This window comes from bacterium (assembly GCA_035371905.1).
Taxonomy (GTDB): Bacteria; Ratteibacteria; UBA8468; order B48-G9; family JAFGKM01; genus JAMWDI01.
Window position 1 is genome coordinate 1 of record DAORXQ010000002.1, and the last position, 17,153, is coordinate 17,153.

General features: G+C 29.3%; 18 protein-coding genes. 9 read left to right on the forward strand and 9 right to left on the reverse strand.

The window, feature by feature from the left end; all coding sequences use genetic code 11:
• Positions 1-734 (reverse strand): V-type ATP synthase subunit B (locus tag PKV21_00360; GenBank protein ID HOM25946.1); only part of this gene is annotated, 734 nt, incomplete at its 3' end.
• 60 nt (positions 735-794) lie between these two features.
• On the opposite strand from PKV21_00360, the gene purM reads away from it, so the two are divergent.
• The 3 genes from purM to PKV21_00375 are packed head-to-tail and all read left to right on the forward strand — an operon-like array spanning position 795 to position 3,426.
• Entirely contained in the window at positions 795-1,805 is a 1,011-nt protein-coding gene (gene purM / locus PKV21_00365; GenBank protein ID HOM25947.1) for a phosphoribosylformylglycinamidine cyclo-ligase, read from the forward strand.
• On the forward strand, positions 1,802-3,127 hold the full coding sequence (locus PKV21_00370; GenBank protein HOM25948.1) for a B12-binding domain-containing radical SAM protein: 1,326 nt from the start codon (positions 1,802-1,804) through the stop codon (positions 3,125-3,127). The genes purM and PKV21_00370 overlap by 4 nt, the downstream gene beginning before the upstream one ends.
• A 56-nt stretch (positions 3,128-3,183) precedes the next feature.
• On the forward strand, positions 3,184-3,426 hold the full coding sequence (locus tag PKV21_00375; GenBank protein HOM25949.1) for a hypothetical protein: 243 nt from the start codon (positions 3,184-3,186) through the stop codon (positions 3,424-3,426).
• Here PKV21_00375 and leuS read toward each other — a convergent pair.
• Positions 3,423-5,870, reverse strand: coding sequence for a leucine--tRNA ligase (gene leuS / locus PKV21_00380; protein HOM25950.1), 2,448 nt, complete (start codon positions 5,868-5,870; stop codon positions 3,423-3,425). The two genes, PKV21_00375 and leuS, sit on opposite strands and share 4 nt — an antisense overlap.
• Complete coding sequence (locus tag PKV21_00385) at positions 5,857-6,687, reverse strand: deoxyribonuclease IV (GenBank protein ID HOM25951.1); 831 nt, start codon at positions 6,685-6,687, stop codon at positions 5,857-5,859. The genes leuS and PKV21_00385 overlap by 14 nt, the downstream gene beginning before the upstream one ends.
• Before the next feature lie 111 nt (positions 6,688-6,798).
• Between PKV21_00385 and PKV21_00390 the strand changes: the two genes are divergently transcribed.
• From PKV21_00390 to PKV21_00415, 6 genes are read left to right on the forward strand one after another with little or no spacing between them, the layout of a single operon-like run.
• Complete coding sequence (locus tag PKV21_00390) at positions 6,799-7,602, forward strand: sugar phosphate isomerase/epimerase family protein (protein ID HOM25952.1); 804 nt, start codon at positions 6,799-6,801, stop codon at positions 7,600-7,602.
• A 16-nt stretch (positions 7,603-7,618) separates the two neighbouring features.
• Positions 7,619-8,590, forward strand: coding sequence for a Gfo/Idh/MocA family oxidoreductase (locus PKV21_00395; protein ID HOM25953.1), 972 nt, complete (start codon positions 7,619-7,621; stop codon positions 8,588-8,590).
• Positions 8,591-8,609: 19 nt separating this feature from the next.
• Positions 8,610-9,674: a Gfo/Idh/MocA family oxidoreductase gene (locus tag PKV21_00400; GenBank protein ID HOM25954.1), complete on the forward strand. Its 1,065-nt coding sequence runs from the start codon at positions 8,610-8,612 to the stop codon at positions 9,672-9,674.
• Positions 9,675-9,677: 3 nt separating this feature from the next.
• On the forward strand, positions 9,678-11,042 hold the full coding sequence (locus PKV21_00405) for an ADP-ribosylglycohydrolase family protein (GenBank protein ID HOM25955.1): 1,365 nt from the start codon (positions 9,678-9,680) through the stop codon (positions 11,040-11,042).
• A complete protein-coding gene (locus PKV21_00410; GenBank protein HOM25956.1) occupies positions 11,029-12,231 on the forward strand; it encodes a Gfo/Idh/MocA family oxidoreductase in 1,203 nt (400 codons plus the stop codon). The genes PKV21_00405 and PKV21_00410 overlap by 14 nt, the downstream gene beginning before the upstream one ends.
• A 58-nt stretch (positions 12,232-12,289) precedes the next feature.
• Positions 12,290-12,781, forward strand: a complete 492-nt coding sequence (locus tag PKV21_00415) for a nitroreductase family protein (GenBank protein HOM25957.1) — start codon at positions 12,290-12,292, stop codon at positions 12,779-12,781.
• A gap of 3 nt (positions 12,782-12,784) precedes the next feature.
• On the opposite strand, the gene PKV21_00420 is transcribed toward PKV21_00415, so the two are convergent.
• From PKV21_00420 to PKV21_00445, 6 genes are read right to left on the reverse strand one after another with little or no spacing between them, the layout of a single operon-like run.
• A complete protein-coding gene (locus PKV21_00420; protein HOM25958.1) occupies positions 12,785-13,927 on the reverse strand; it encodes a rhomboid family intramembrane serine protease in 1,143 nt (380 codons plus the stop codon).
• Entirely contained in the window at positions 13,927-14,517 is a 591-nt protein-coding gene (locus PKV21_00425; GenBank protein ID HOM25959.1) for an RnfABCDGE type electron transport complex subunit A, read from the reverse strand. Before PKV21_00425 ends, PKV21_00420 begins: the two co-directional genes overlap by 1 nt.
• Positions 14,511-15,119: an electron transport complex subunit E gene (locus tag PKV21_00430; protein HOM25960.1), complete on the reverse strand. Its 609-nt coding sequence runs from the start codon at positions 15,117-15,119 to the stop codon at positions 14,511-14,513. The genes PKV21_00425 and PKV21_00430 overlap by 7 nt, the downstream gene beginning before the upstream one ends.
• A complete protein-coding gene (locus PKV21_00435) occupies positions 15,116-15,685 on the reverse strand; it encodes a flavodoxin family protein (protein ID HOM25961.1) in 570 nt (189 codons plus the stop codon). Before PKV21_00435 ends, PKV21_00430 begins: the two co-directional genes overlap by 4 nt.
• Complete coding sequence (locus tag PKV21_00440) at positions 15,682-16,224, reverse strand: RnfABCDGE type electron transport complex subunit G (GenBank protein HOM25962.1); 543 nt, start codon at positions 16,222-16,224, stop codon at positions 15,682-15,684. Before PKV21_00440 ends, PKV21_00435 begins: the two co-directional genes overlap by 4 nt.
• Positions 16,221-17,153 (reverse strand): RnfABCDGE type electron transport complex subunit D, encoded by a 933-nt coding sequence (locus PKV21_00445; GenBank protein HOM25963.1) that lies wholly within the window; start codon positions 17,151-17,153, stop codon positions 16,221-16,223. Before PKV21_00445 ends, PKV21_00440 begins: the two co-directional genes overlap by 4 nt.

Sequence of the window (17,153 nt, forward strand, 5' to 3'; positions counted from 1 at the left end):
AGTTCAAAAGCAAGATATTCAGCAGCAGTTAATGCAATTCTTGGAGTTGATATTCTTTCAATTGCCGGTTCATCAGCAAGATTAATAAATATTACGCATCTTTCAATTGCTCCTGTGCTTCTAAACTCTTCCTGGAAAAATTCTGCTTCTTCAAAAGTAATTCCCATAGCAGCAAAAACAATAGCAAATTTTTCTTCCTTTTCAGTTAAAATTTTTGCCTGTTTTACTATCTGGGTTGCAAGTAAATTATGAGGTAACCCTGAACCTGAAAAAATAGGTAGTTTCTGACCTCTTACTAAACTGTTAAGTCCATCAATTGCTGAAATACCTGTTTGTATAAATTCAGATGGATAATCTCTTCTTGTTGGATTTATAGGAGAACCATTTATATTTAGATATTTTTCAGGTATTATTTCAGGTCCACCATCTCTTACTTTCCCCAGTCCTGTAAAAATTCTTCCAAGGATAGAAGGAGAGACACCGAATTCTATTGGTTTTCCTGTAAATCTAACTCTGATCTCACTTAAACTTAAACCAGAAGTTCCTTCAAAAACCTGAATAAGTGCTTTATCTTTTTCAACTTCAAGAACTTTTCCAAGCCGTCTTTCCTCACTCTGCAAAATCTCAACAAGTTCACCATAACCAGCACCTTCAACTCCTTCAACCAGAATTAAAGGTCCTACTATATTTTTTACACTTTCATATTTCTTTAAAGAATTTATTATGTTTTCCATAATGAAATAGATTATAATAATAAAAAAAATATTGTCAAAAAATGGAGGAAAAAAATGAGTATAAATTATAAAAAAGCAGGGGTGGATGAGGATAAGGCAGGAAAACTTGTTGAATTTATAAAAAGTAAAGCAAGAAAAACATTTACAGAAAATGTGATTGGAGATATTGGATTATTTGGTGGTTTTTTTAAAATTCCCCAAAATTACAAAAGTCCTGTTTTTGTATCATCTACAGATGGAGTTGGAACAAAAATTTTACTCGGTCAGGAAATGGGATTGTTTAAAAATCTCGGTATTGACCTTGTTGCAATGAATTGTAATGATGTTTCTGTCTGCGGAGCAAAAGTTTTATTTTTTCTTGACTATATTGCTGTTGGAGAACTTAAAGGAAATAGGGAAAAAGAAATTATAGAAGGTATTGTTGAAGGATGTAAAATGGCGGATTGTTCTTTAATAGGAGGAGAAATAGCACAGATGAAGGATGTTTATGGAAAGGATGGATTTGACCTTGCTGGTTTTTGTGTTGGAATTGCTGAAAAGGATGAAATAATTGATGAAAAAAAGGTTAAAAAAGGGAATGTTTTAGTTGGTGTATCTTCAAATGGAGTTCACAGTAATGGATTTTCACTTATAAGGAAGGTTTTTAAAAAAAGAGATTATCATAAATATTATGATGAACTTGGAAAAATTCTTGGAGAGGAACTTTTAAAATCAACATATATATATTCTCCTTTGCTTTTTGAGTTATTTTCTTTAAAATTGATAAATGCATCTGCTCATATTACAGGAGGGGGTATTGAAGGAAATTTAATAAGGGTTTTACCAAAAAAAGTAAAATGTGTAATAAATAAAAATTCATGGGAAATACCTGTAATTTTCAGGATTATTCAGAAAGCAGGGGAAATACTAGAAAAGGAAATGTTTAATGTTTTTAATATGGGAATTGGACTTATTTTAATTGCTGATAAAGATAACATAGAAAAAATTTTTGAAATAGTAAAAAAATATAATTTCAAACCATATGTTATTGGTGAAGTTAAAGAGGGTGAAAGAAAAGTAGAAATATTATGAAAATTCTCTTTATAAATCCTCCTGTTTATGATTTCTCTGCTTATGATTTATGGTCAAAACCACTTGGTTTTTTAAAAATAATAGATTTATTTAAGAAAAATGGTTTTGAAATTTTTTATTTTGATTTTATGGATAGAAACCACAGATTTTACGAAAACTTAAAAATTAAAAAAGGGAAATTTGGATGTGGAAATTATTATTATGAAGAAGTGGAAAAACCAGAAATTTATAAAAATATTCCAAGAAAATACAAAAGATTTGGTTTACCTTTAAAGATTTTTTTTGAATTTCTGAATAATTTAAAAAATCCGGATTTTATTTTTATAACAACAGGGATGACCTACTGGGTTTTTGGAGTTGAAGAAATTATCAAGGTGGTGAGAGAATTATATCCTGAAGTTCCTATTGTTATCGGTGGAATTTATGCAAGTTTCTGTTATGATGATGCAAGAAATTTAGGAGTTGATTATATTTTTAAAGGGAAAGATATTTTAAAGTTTGCCTGTGAGTTTTCTTCAAAATTTAGTGTAAATATTAAAATACCTGAGAAAATAGAGACATACTGGGATGTGTATGAAAAACTTGATTATCTTGTCGTAAAAACCTCTTATGGATGTCCATTTTCCTGCTGGTACTGTGGAATAAAACAGATTGAACCTGAATATAAAAAAAGAGACCATAATGATGTTGTAGAAGAAATAATTAAAAATGTTGAGAAATTTAAATTAGAAGATATTGCTTTTTATGATGATGCTTTATTTTTTGATTTTGAAAACCATCTTTATAAAATATTAGAGGGAATTAAAAAAACAGGTAAAAATTTGAGGTTTCATACACCTAATGGAATTCATCCAAAATTTATAGAAAAGGAAGTTGCTTATATTTTAAAAGATGTAAACTTTAAAACTATCCGCCTTTCACTTGAAACAATAGAGGAAAAGAGAAGGGAAGAATCAGGTTATAAAGTAAATTTTTCTGAATTTGAAAAATGTATAAAAAATCTTGTAGATGCAGGATTTACAGAAAAAGAAATAGGTGTTTATATACTTGCAGGACTTCCCGGGCAGACCCCAAAAGAAGTAATAAATACAATAAAAGTTTTAAAAAATTATCCTGTTAAAATAAAAATGGCTGAATATTCACCTATTCCTGAAACGGTTGATTTTGAAATTGCAAAAAATCTTTATCCTCATTTACCCCTTTCTGACCCATTATTCCAGAATAATTCCATTTATCCACTCTGGAATTTTGAAAACAAATGGGAAATAATAAATCAGATAAAACAGATGATAAAAGATACCAAAATTGACAAATTTTTATAATGATATAAAATTTTTTTGTGGTTTTTTAATTGAAGATTTTAAAAAGGAGGTAAAGAATGACTGCTATAATTGGTGGAATAATAGCAATAGCGATTGGATTGTGGCTTATTTTTCCAGGTCCTCTCGGACAGGCAACAAAATGGTTTATAGGTGGAGGGTTAGTTGTTATGCTTATACTTGGTGGAATAATTGCTGTTGCAGCAGGAATTTCAGATATAAAAGATAGAATAGAAGAAAAGAGGGAAAAAGAGAAGGAAGAAGAGAAAAAAGAATCAGAAATTGAAAAGAAAGAGGGTTAATCTTTTAAAACTATATTTATAATCTTATTTTTAACATAAATCTTTTTGACTACATTTTTTCCTTCAATAAATTTTTTGAATTTTTCAGAGTTTTTTATTAACTCATAAATCTGTTCCACATCATACTCAGAAGGTATTTCAATATTACCTCTTATTTTTCCATTTATCTGGACGCCTATATTTATTTTTTCTCCCTGTATTTCTGTTTCTTCATAAGAAGGCCATGACTCATTAAATAAAAATTCCTTTTCACCTAAATTTTCCCATAATTCATCACAAATATGAGGAATAAAAGGATAGAGTAACTTAATAAATTTTTTCCATGATTCAATCAGTAAATTTTTTGAAATAGTTTTTTCGTTTACCTCTCTGTAAAGGAAATTAACAAATTCCATCATTTTTGCTATTGCGGTGTTAAATTGAAATTCTTTTTCTATATCCTCTGTTACTCCTTTTACTGTTTTATTTATCATAATTTTTAAATTTTCATCATTTTTGCCTTTAAGTAAATCATAATTTTTTATCTCAAAATGTAATCTCCAGATTCTATTTAAAAATCTCCAGCAACCCTCAATCCCTTTTGCGCTCCATTCAAGGTCAACTTCAGGAGGTGCAGCAAAGAGTATAAAGAGCCGTAAAGTATCTGCACCATAGTTTTTTATTATATCCTCAGGGTCAACCACATTTCCTTTAGATTTTGACATTTTTGCTCCATCCTTTATCACCATACCCTGACATAATAAATTTTCAAATGGTTCTTCAAAATCAACATATCCCATATCTTTCAAAACTTTTACGAAAAATCTGCTGTAAAGTAAATGTAAAATTGCATGTTCTATCCCTCCAATATACTGGTCAACAGGCATCCAGTAATTAACCTCATTTTTATCAAATGGTTTATTTTGAATATCTTTTGAAGCATATCTTAAAAAATACCAGGATGAATCAACAAAAGTATCCATTGTGTCTGTTTCTCTTTCTGCATCATTTCCACAAACAGGACATTTACAATTCAAAAATTCAGGTACATATTTTAAAGGTGATTCTCCCTTTCCTGTTATTTTTACATTATCAGGAAGTTTGACAGGTAAATTTTCTTCTTTTTCTGTAACAATTCCACATTTTTTACAATAAATGATTGGAATAGGAGTTCCCCAGTATCTCTGTCTTGAAATACACCAGTCCTTCAATCTATAATATACTGCTTTTTTACCTTTATTATGTTTTTCTAAATATTTCCTGACCTCTTCTTTTCCTTTTTCACTATCAAGTCCATCAAAAATTCCTGAATTTATCATAATTCCAGGTCCTTCATATGCCTTTTCAATTTTTTCCGGCATTTGTTCCCAATCTGGATTTTTAATCACTATTTTAACCGGTAAATTATATTTTTCTGCAAACTCAAAATCTCTCTGGTCATGAGCAGGAACAGCCATAACAGCACCTGTTCCGTATTCCATCAAAACATAATTGCCAATCCAGACAGGTATTTTTTCCTGTGTTACAGGATGAATTGCAGATATTCCTGTTTCAACTCCCTCTTTTTCAAGTTTTAAAATATCAGCGACTGTTAAACTTGCTTTTTTTGCTTTATCTATAAAGGATTGTATATGTTGCTTTCTGGAACTTATTTTCATTATTTTTTCAACTAATGGATGATATGGTGAAAGTACAATATAAGTTACACCCATTAAAGTATCACTTCTTGTTGTAAAAACTTTAATATCTTCTTCAAGTTCTGGTATAGAAAAATATATTTCACATCCTTCACTTTTTCCAATCCAGTTTTTCTGCATTGTTATTACTCTTTCAGGCCAGTTTTTTATACCAGAAAAATCAAGTAATCTTTCAGCATATTCAGTAATTTTTATAAACCACTGTTCAAGATTTTTATTTTCTACAATTTCACCACATCTCCAGCATTTTCCGTCAATTACCTGCTCATTTGCAAGAACAGTTTCACAGGAAGGACACCAGTTAGCAGGTGCTTTCTTTTTATATGCAAGACCTCTTTTGAAAAATTGAATGAAAAAAAACTGATTCCATCTGTAATATTCAGGGTCACAGGTTATTACTTCTCTTTCCCAGCAATAGGATATTCCAAGTCGTTTTAACTGTCTTGTTATAGTTGAAATATTATTATATGTCCATTCTTTGGGATGAATTTTCTGTTTTATTGCCGCATTTTCAGCAGGTAATCCAAAAGCATCATAACCAATTGGATGTAAAATATTATATCCATTCATAACTTTATATCTTGCGACAACATCTCCAATTGTATAATTTCTTACATGACCCATATGAATTTGTGCAGAAGTATATGGAAACATTTCGAGAATATAAAATTTCTTTTTATTTGGTTCATATTTTGCTTCAAAAACATTATTTTCTTCCCATTTTTTCTGCCATTTAATTTCTATCTTTTCAGGTTCATATCTTTCCATATTTTTCTCCTATTTTTTTTAGAATTTCAATATTCTTTTTATCTTCCTTCAAACTTAATTTTGGTGTTTCTATGATATAGGATAAATTTCCAAAATATTCGTCTTTTATAATTTCTTCAAAACCTTTTATTCCTATTTTCCCTTTTCCTATATGCTCATGCCTGTCTGTTTTTGAATTAAGTTCTGTTTTTGAATCATTAGCATGAATTAATAAAATATAACTCAAAGGGATAAATTTTTCAATATTTTCTTTAACTTTTTCAAAATTTTTGAGATTATATCCTGACTGAAAAGCATGAGCGGTATCAAAACACACTCCAAAATTATCTCCTAATCTGTCAAATAGAAATGAAAAGTGTTCAAATTTATATCCAATAGAAGTTCCCTGTCCTGATGTATTTTCTAATAATATTTTGATTTTACTGATTGAAAAATTTTTGAGTGTATTTATAACATTCTCAATTCCCTTTTTTTCTCCAATTCCTTTATGAAAACCCGGATGTAAAACATAAAAATCAGCTTTTAAATTTTCACTTTCTTCAATTTCTTTTTCAAGCAGTTGCACAATTTTCTTTTTTTCCTTAATATTATTTTCTGCAACATTTAAAATGTAAGGCATATGAATTACAATCGGTTTTATTTTTTTTAATTTTATTTTTTCTCTGAACCTTATTATTTCTTCTATGCTTTTTTCTTTTCTTTTCCAACTTCTCGGATTTGAAAGAAAAATTTGAAAACAATTACATCCCAGATATTCACAGTATTCCAGTGTTTTTTCAATTCCTTCTCCAATCCATAAATGAGCACCCACGCGCATAGAAAAATTTTAGTTTTTAAAATACTATCAGTCAAAATTTGACAGAAAATTTTATAGTGCTATATTTAATTTTTAAAATCAAAGATATTAAATCAAAAAAGGAGGTTAAAGATGAAAATAGGATGTCAGGAGGGGCTTTTACCTGGAAGAGATTTAAGTGAAAAGTTTGAAATTGCAAGAAAAATTGGTTTTGAAGGAATAGAGGTGTGGGGAAGAGGATTACTTGAGGTACCTGAAAAAATTGATGAATATAAAAAAATTTCAGAAAAGATAGGTATTAAGATTTCAAGTATATGTGCTGGTTACAGAAATTTTTTACTTGAAGCAGAAAAAGAAAACAGAACAAAAGCAAGAGAAGATATAAAAAAATTGCTTGAAATAGGTAAAGAACTGGAAGTAATTGGTTTAATTCTTGTTCCAATTTTTGGTTCTCCAAAAGTCCCTGATTTAACTCCTTATAAAAATGCTTATGAACTTGAAAAAGAATTGCTATTTTCACAATTACCAGAAATAGTTGAAAAAGCAGAAGAAACAAAATGTGCTTTATTACTTGAACCATTAAATAGGTATGAGACACATTTTTTAAACAGATTGGAACAGGCGGTTGAATATTGTGAAAAGATAAATAGTCCATATTTAAAAATAATGGCAGATTTTTTCCATATGAGTATAGAAGAAGCAGATATTGCTGAATCAATAGAAAGAGCAGGAAAATGGATTGCTCATGTTCATCTTGCTGATAGTAATAGAATTTTACCTGGTATGGGACATACAGATTTTGAAAGTGGATTTAAGGCACTTAAGAAGATTAATTTTGAAAATTATATGGTTCTTGAATGTGGAGTTCCTGAACCAAGAAAAGAAAATTTAAGAAAAAGTTTTAATTTTATGAAAAATATTTTGAATAAAATTTAAAAGGAGGAAATAAAAAATGGAAATAAAAATTAGTTTTATTGGTTGTGGAGGAATTGCAAATGCTCATATGAATGCTTTATCAAAAATAGAAGGAGTGAAATTTGTAGGAATGTGTGATGTGGATGAAAATAAAGCAAAAGCAGCAAGTGAAAAATTTGGAGGCAAAGTTTATACTGACTATAAGAAAATGCTTGAACAACTTGAATTAGATGCCTGTTATATATGTGTCCCTCCTTTTGCTCATGAAGAACAGGAGGAGATGTGTATAGAAAAAAATATTCCATTTCTTGTTGAAAAGCCAATTCATTTAAATAAAAATAAGGTTAAAAAAATTGTTGAGAAAATAAAAGAGAAAAATTTAATAACTGCTGTTGGTTATCAAGATAGATATCAGGATATAATTGCCTATATTAAGCCATTTTTTTCTGAAGGTAATCTTGGATTTTTTGCTGGCTGGTGGGTTGGAGGAATGCCTGGTGTTTACTGGTGGAGAAGAAAAGAAATGTCAGGAGGACAGGCAGTTGAACAAACAACACATATTTTTGATATGGCAAGATATCTTGTTGGAGAACCTGTTGAAGTTTTTGCAGTAAAGAGGGTAGGACTTATGAAAGATGTTGAAAATTATAATGTTGAGGATGCTTCTGCGGTTAGTGTTTATTTTGAAGATGGGACTTTTGGAGTTATATTTTCAGGTTGTTTTTTGAAAGTCCCAGGTAAATGTGGACTTGATTTTTATTTTAAAGACAAAACTATTGAATACACAGAAAGACACAAAATAAAGATAAACTATGGAAATAAAATTGAGGAGATTTATGAAAAAGGAGACCTTTTACTTAAAGAAGATAGTGCATTTATAGAGGCGGTCAGGACGAAAAATCAGTCCTTAATAAAATCATCTTATGAAGATGGTTATAAATCTCTTATGTTTACTTTATATGCAAATGAGGCAATGGAAAAAAACAAAGTTGTAAAAGTAAAATATTAAAAATTTAAGGAGGTAAAAAATGATAAAGATAGGAATTATAGGAGCAGGGGGTATTTCTCAGGTAGCACATATCCCAAATTTTCAGAAAATAGATGGTGTTAAAGTTGAAGCAATATGTGATATAAATGAAGAAAAATTGAATTATGTAGCAGATAAGTTTAATATTCCAAAAAAATTTACTGACTGGGAAAAAATGGTTGAAGAAGATATGGATGCTGTTGTTATATGTTCTCCTAATGTATTTCATGCTGTTCAGTCAATAAAAGCAATGGAAAACGGGAAACATGTTTTATGTGAAAAACCAATATGTTTAACTGTAAAAGAGGCAGAAGACATATTTAAAACTGTTGAAAAAACAAAAAAAGTTTTTATGGGTGCTTTTCCGAGAAGATTTCTTGGAGAAACAATGGTGTTAAAAAAACTTGTAAATGATGGATTTTTTGGAGAGATTTATTATTTAAAAGCAAGTTATTTAAGGAGAAGAGGAATACCTGGCCTTGGAACATGGTTTACAAGTAAAAAACTTGCTGGTGGAGGTCCTATGATGGATGTTGGAGTTCATATGATAGATATGGTTTTATATATTGCAGGGTTAACAGACCCAAAAATAGTTTTTGGAGCGACATTTGAAAAGTTTAAGGATAAAGCAGTTGACGGTGGATGGCCTCCTGCTGAAACAAGGAAAGGAGATAAACCTACAGGAAAAATGGAAGTAGAGGATTTGGCAAATGGTTTTGTTAAATTTTCAAATGGAGCGGTTCTTTTTGTAGAGGCAAGTTGGGCTGGAAATTCTGAGGTTGGACTTAAAGGTAGTTTATTTGGAACAAAAGCAGGTGCACAATTACCAGACCCTCTTGATAATAAAAATCCAGTCAGAATTTATACTGAAACGAATGGAGTAGTAAGTGATATTATCCCTGAGATTCCAAAAATAGATACATATTTTGAAGAGGTTAAACATTTTATTGAGTGTATTAGAGAAGGAAAACAGCCAATTACAAAAAAGGAAGAAATAATAGGTGTAGTTAAAATAATTGAGGGTATATATAAATCCGCAGAGAAAAACGGACCTATTATATTTTAAAAAATGTTTTTTGGAATAAGTGGTTTATATTTCACAGATAAAGATTTAGATATTGAAAAACAGCAATTAATTGATGAAGGAAGAGATATTGGAGAGATAGAAAAAGAATTTGAAGAGATGAAAAATTTTTTGAAAAACAAAAATCCATTAGAATATCAGGAAAAAATATTTTTTCTTTTTGATAAATGTCAGAAATTACCACAGAAAAAGGATTATAAATACTTTGAACCAATAAAATTTGAAGATATAAAAAGCGAATGGAACAATAATTTTTTTAAAATTGAAAATAAACTTACTGAAAAGGAAATAAAAGATAAAATTTATGGTGGCTGGCTTGGTAGATGTGCTGGATGTCTTCTTGGAAAACCAGTTGAGGGATGGAGTAAAAAGAAAATTGAAAATTTTTTAAAAGATACAGGACAGTTTCCTTTAAGATTCTATATGAGAAGTGATTTTAATGAAGAAATACTTGAAAAATATAATATTAACAGAAATGCTCCTTTTATCAATAATATAAAAAATATGGTTGAGGATGATGATATAAACTATACTGTTCTTGCTCTTACTTTGATAGAAAAATATGGCTTTAATTTTTCAGCAATTGATTTTGCTTATAACTTTTTACAAAAACTTCCTGTTTTAAGAACATGTACTGCAGAAAGAATTACATATAAAAATCTTGTAAATCTTATTTCTCCTGATTATTCTGCTTTATTCAGAAATCCTTACAGAGAATGGATAGGTGCACAGATAAGAACTGATTTTTATGGATATATAACACCTGGAAATCCTGAAAAAGGGGTTGAACTTGCATATAAAGATGCTTCTGTAACTCATATAAAAAATGGTGTTTATGGAGCAATGTTTATAACTGCAATGATATCAATTGCTTTTTATGAAAAAGATATTAAAAAAATTGTAAAAAATGCATTGAGTTTTATACCTCAAAAATCAAGATTAGCAGAGGGTATAGAAGAAATATTAAATTATAAAGAAAAAAATCTTTCATATGAAGAAGTTGTAAATATTATCCATAATAAATGGAATGAGAAAAATCCACATCACTGGTGTCATGTAATAAGTAATGCTCAGATTGTTGTAATTGGTCTTCTATGGGGTAATAAAGATTTTGGAGATTCAGTATGTAAGGCAGTAAATGCTGGATTTGACACCGATTGTAATGGAGCAACTGTTGGTTCAATTCTCGGAGTATTGTTTGGAAAGAAAAATTTACCCTCTGAATGGATTAAGGTTTTGAATAATAAAGTAGAAACAGGAGTTTCAGGTTATAGTAAAGCAAAAATTTCAGAACTGGCAAAAAAAACATATGATATTTATAAGAAAGGAGAAAAAGATGGAAAAAGTTAGAATTGGGATAATTGGTTGTGGAGGGATAAGTAAATGTCATATTGATGGGGTGAAAATACTTGCTGAAAATGGTTGTAAAGAAATAGAAATAACCGCACTTTGTGATGAAAGAATAGAAAATGCAGAAGAAAAAAAAGAAATGATTTTAGAGTTTCAAAAAAATGAACCAGTTATTTTTACTGATTACGAGGAGATAATTTCAAAAAAAATATGTGATGGATTTGTTTTATGTCTTCCTCATTTTCTTCATCATACAATAGGACTTGAACTTCTCAAAAACAATTATCATATTATGATAGAAAAACCACTTGCTTTGACTTTAAAAGCAGGAAAGAAACTTGTGAATGAAGCAAAAAAAAGGAATCTGGTTTTATCAGTTGCTGAAAATGTAAGAAGATATTTATCTCCAAGAAGTATAAAATGGGTTATTGAGAATAAAAAATATTTGGGTGATATAAGGTTTGCTCTTGTAAATTTAGTTATGAATGGACCTTTTGATTATACCAAATATGCTTTAAAATGGAGAGGAATAAAAGTTTTAAGTGGTGGTGGAATGATTATGGATAGCGGTCATCATTTTGCTGATATGCTTTTATATCTTTTTGGAGAAGTTGAAGATGTATATTGTGAAATAAAGAGATTTGATTCAAGAATAATAGAAGAGGTTCCATTTTTAAAAAAGGGTAGGGCAGATGTAGAAGATACATGGAGTGCTATCATAAAATTTAAAAGCGGGATTTTTATAAACTGGGTTTATTCAAGGTCTGCACCTGGATTTAATTTAAATTTTGGAATGTATTCAGGTGAAAATGGAGCCATAAAAGATAAAGGATTTGTTTTTCATCCTTTCCAGAATGGTGGAGATATAATTTTGAATAACGAAAAAGTAATAAAAAGTGAAGAAATAGAAAAAGAATTTTTAAATAGTTTAACAGAAGAAGAAAAAGAAGAACTTTTCCCTTATAACTGCTATGATGGATTTGGTCTTGAATGGATTGATTTTGCAAGAGGGATAAAAGGAGAAAGAAAGGTTGAAATTGACGGAGAAGATGGTTTGAAAATTATGGCTTTATGTGAAAGTTGTTATGAATCCGATTATTTAAAATCATCTGTAAAATATGGGGATGTTTATTCTGGAAAAATTAAAAATTACCAGAAAGAAATTAATGATTTCTGGAAAATAAAATAAATGAAAAACATAAATAACAGACAGAACTTAATTTTCCAGATTAAAAAAGGGGGAAGGTATGGATTTATTGAAAATTTTAAAAGAAAGAAGAAGTATAAGGAAGTATCAAAAAAAGGAAGTTCCAAAAGATATTATTGAAGATATAATTGATTGTGCCAGATTTGCTCCAAGCGCTATCAACATCCAGCCATGGGAGTTTGTAATTGTTACGGACAAAAACATGAGAGAAAAGATAGCAGAAATTACTGATTACGGGAAATTTATAAAGGAATCTCCTGTTTGTATTGCAGTTTTCTGTAAAGATACAAAATATTATCTTGAAGATGGTTCTGCTGCTACTACATATATTTTACTTGCTGCAAAAGCATATGGACTTGGAAGTTGCTGGGTTGCTGGAGATAAAAAATTTTATGCAGAAAAGATTAGAGAATTACTTGGAGTTCCTGAAGGATACAAACTTATAAGTTTAATTTCAATAGGATATCCTGATGAAGAACCTAAACCAAAAAAGAGAGAATTGAAAGAATTAATACATTGGGAAAAATGGTAAAAATCAGAATTTCTGTATTAATTTTGGAAGTTCTTTTTCAAGATAATATTTACTTTCCTCATACACATCACTGTATGGATAAAAAATAACTATCTGTAAGAATGCCTGTTTTGCCTTTTCATAATCACCTGACAGGAGACATATCTTACCAAAGTTTAAAAGAGCATTATCAGCAAGTTTGCTTAAAGGATAATTCAAAATAAAATTTCTATAAGCAATTAAAGCAGAAGTATAATCACCCTGTCTGTAAAAGGAATCAGCAATTTCATACTGAATTTTTTCATCCATACATAAATCAGGATATTTTTCTATTCCTTTTTTATAAATCTGAGTTCCAAAATATCTATCCTCATAAATTGTATTTTTTATCTTCTCCTTAATTTTTTCTATTTCAGCAGTTTCTTCTATATTGTATAAAACTTTTTCTGTTGAACCAAGAAGTTGAAGAAGCATATTTTCTCCAAGTTTTACATTTTCTCTGTATTTTGCTTCTCTATATAGTTTTGTTCCAAGTCCAATAATTGCTCCGAATAGAAAGCCACCAAAATGTGCAGAATAAGCAACCTGAGATTGAACTTTATATAGCGAAACAAATAAAGTGTTTAATCCCTGTATAAAAAACCAGAAAAAAAGCCACACATATGAATAAATTTCAAATTCGCCCCATCTTACAAATATTATAAAAGCCCATATAAAATATTTAAAAGTTATTCTGCTTTTAGGAAATAAAATAGCATAAGCACCAAGAATTCCTGAAATTGCACCTGATGCACCTATAACAGGGATATTGATAAATTTTTCAGGTATTAGCCATGAGTATAAAATCCCTGCAAAAATACCCGAAAGAAGATAAAAAAATAAAAAATTTATCCTTCCCCATCTATCTTCAACATTATCTCCAAGGAGCCATAAATACCACATATTAAAGCCAAGATGAAAAAGCCCTCCATGAAGAAACATAGAAGTAAGTAAAGTTTTGAAAGAAAAATTGGCAGGAATAAAACCATATTTTGAAACTATTTCTCTGTATTCAGGTGAAAAACCAAAGGCAAAATATATAAGGCAGTTTATAAAAATTATAAAAGTTACTACTATCGGAAACCTTTTAACACCATATTCATCCCTGACAGGAAAAAAGAAAAACATTATAGTTTAAATAGGCCCTTAAAACCAAGAAATGCTAAACTCATCAAGGCAGCAAGAATAAAAGCAATGGGTACTCCTCTAAAACTTTCCGGAATAGGTGCAAGTTCAATTTCTTCTCTTATAGTAGCAAAAACAATTATTACAAAGCAATATCCAGCAGAAATCCCGAGAGAAAAAACAAAGTTCTGTATAAAGGAAAATTTATAATCAATTCCAAGAAAAGCACTTGCTAAAATTGCACAATTTGTTGTAATTAAAGGGAGATAAATGCCAAATGCACGATATAAGGCAGGTAATTTTTTTCTTATTATCATTTCCTCAAACTGAACAAATGAAGCAATTGTTAGTATAAAAGTAGTCGTCCTTAAATATTCAAGATGAAAAGGTAAAAGTAAAAAATTATAAACAGCCCAACTTATACTGCATGCCATAACAGTTACAAAAATAACAGCAATACCCATTCCAATTGATGATTTTATATTTGTTGAAATACCAATAAAAGAGCAGAGTCCGAGAAATCTTATAAGTAAAATATTATTTATTAAAAAAGCAGAAAGAAAAATAAAAAATAAATTTGTCTCATTTAACATATTTTCTTTCCTTTTTCAATTTTCTGTTTTAAAGCAATTAAAATTCCTATTACCAAAAAAGCTCCTGGTGGCATAATCATAATTAAAAATGGACTGAAATCAGGTCCAAATAATGCCTTTCCCATAAATGTTCCATTTCCAAGCACTTCTCTTATAGTTGCAATTACAAAAATTATTAAAGTAAAACCGAGTCCCATACCGAGACCATCAAGAATAGAATTTATAACATTATTTTTTGAAGCAAAACCCTCTGCACGGCCAAGAATTATACAGTTAACAACTATTAAAGGCAAGTATACTCCAAGATTTCTGTGTATCTGTGGAGAATATGCAGCAAGTGTGTAATCAGTAATTGTAACAAATGTGGCGATAACAACTATATATACAGGAATCCTTACATGTGAAGGAACTATATTTTTTATTAAGGAAATTACAAAATTTGAGCCGGTTAAAACAAAAATGACAGCAATTCCCATACCAAGAGCATCTTTTATAGAACTACTTACAGCAAGAACAGGACATAATCCAAGCATTATAAAAAGTATTGGATTTTCTCTCCAAATTCCATTTAAAAAAACTTTAAAATCAATTATTTTTTTCATTTTAAATTTTCTACAAAATTTTTAATTTTTCTCTTAACCTCAGGATTATCAATAATATCTTTTTCTGATAGAACATTACAAATAACAATTCTTCCTATATCTTCCATTTTATGATATTCAACCATTCTTGAATAACTTTCAACCACAAGGTCAGCACCTTCAAATTCATCTCCTGCTGCTGTAATAATAAGACCGCATTTTTTATTTTCAACAAGTGATATATAAGTTCCGTCTTCATTATATTTACCAAAACAGAATGTTCGGTCAATAAATGATTTAATAAGCCACGAAAAGGACCAGCAGAAAACAGGAGTTGTAATTAAAATACAATCAGAACTTAAAATCTTTTCATATAATTCCTGCATATCATCCTTTATAGAACAATTTGGTTTATCCTTAATTTTCTGACATTCATAACATTCAATACATCCACTTATTTTTTTATCAATTAAATAAATCTCTTCTGTTTCATGTCCATTTTTATTCAACTCTTCAAGAACAATACCCAAGACCTTTGCAGTATTTCCATCTTTCCTTGGACTACCAAGAAAAGATAATATTTTCATTTTGACTCCTTTGCAATATTTTCAAGTAATTTTCTGACTCCATCTGTTACTGCTCTTGAAGAAATAGTTGCTCCTGTAATTGAATCTATTTTTCCATCTGTTTTGTCTTTCTTCAAATAAATTTCGTCTTTTGTTTTTCCTGTAAATTGATTTAAAAAACTATCCTGTGTTATTTTTGAACCAAGTCCTGGTGTTTCATTATGTTCTTTTATTTTTATCTTTTTAATTTTATTTTCATTATCAATTCCAACTTTTACTGTGATGTATCCACCATAACCCATCGTTTTTACTTCAAATATTTTCCCAATTTCTTCTTCATTTTTATTTAAGACAGAAAAATATTTAATTCCTTTAATTTCCTTTTCTTCAAATTTTACACCTTCAGGAAAAATCTCTTTATTCAATTTTTCTTCTTCCTGTTTTTTTATTTCTTCAATTTTTGGTTTTGTTGTATTGTAAACTTGAGCAAGAAGAAATCCTGAAATTCCGCAGATAAATGTAATAACTAAAATGCCGATTATAATATCCTTTTTTTTCATTTTTTACTCCCGAATTTTTTTGGTACAGTATATCTATTTATCATAGGAACAAGTGAATTCATAAATAAAATTGAATAACACACACCTTCTGGATAACCTCCTGCTTTTCTTATCAAAAATGTTATAATTCCGCAACCAATTCCAAATATTATTTTACCCTTTTTTGTTATTGGAGAGGTAACATAATCAGTTGCCATGAAAAAAGCACCGAGAATAAGACCACCACCCATTATTTGACATAAAATATTCTGTTTGAAGAAAAGAGATAGAATAGCAACCGTAAGGATATAGGAAAAAGGAATATGCCAGGAAATTACCCTTTTATAAATAAGGAAAAATCCACCAATAAGTAATAATAATGTACTTGTTTCTCCTATACAACCAGGTCTTGTTCCAATAAACATTTGCCATAAAGAAGGAAGTTGTTGATTAAGTTTTTCTTTAATTATAAATAAAGGGGTTGCAGAAGTTATAGCATCTATCCTGTAATCAAATGGCTGAATAAACTTTGTCATTTCAACAGGATATGAAGCAAGTAAAATGGCTCTACTTGCAAGTGCAGGATTGAAAATGTTAAAACCGATTCCACCAAATAATTCTTTAACCAAAAAAATTGCAAGGAAACCACCAATTCCAGCAATCCATAAAGGAATTCTCGGTGGTAAAACAAAAGCAAGAAGAATACCTGTTACAATAGCACTTCCATCAAAAACTTCTATTTTCTTTCTGGTTAGAATTTTGAATAAAAGTTCACTCACTATGCATGAAATTATGGATATAATGATAACTTCAAGCACATAAATCCCAAAAAAATATATACTTCCAATAAGAGCAGGGATTAAAGAAATTACCACATAAAACATTATCTTTCCTGTTGTTTCACTGCTATGAATATGAGGAGAACAATTTATTTTACAAACTTTTTCCAT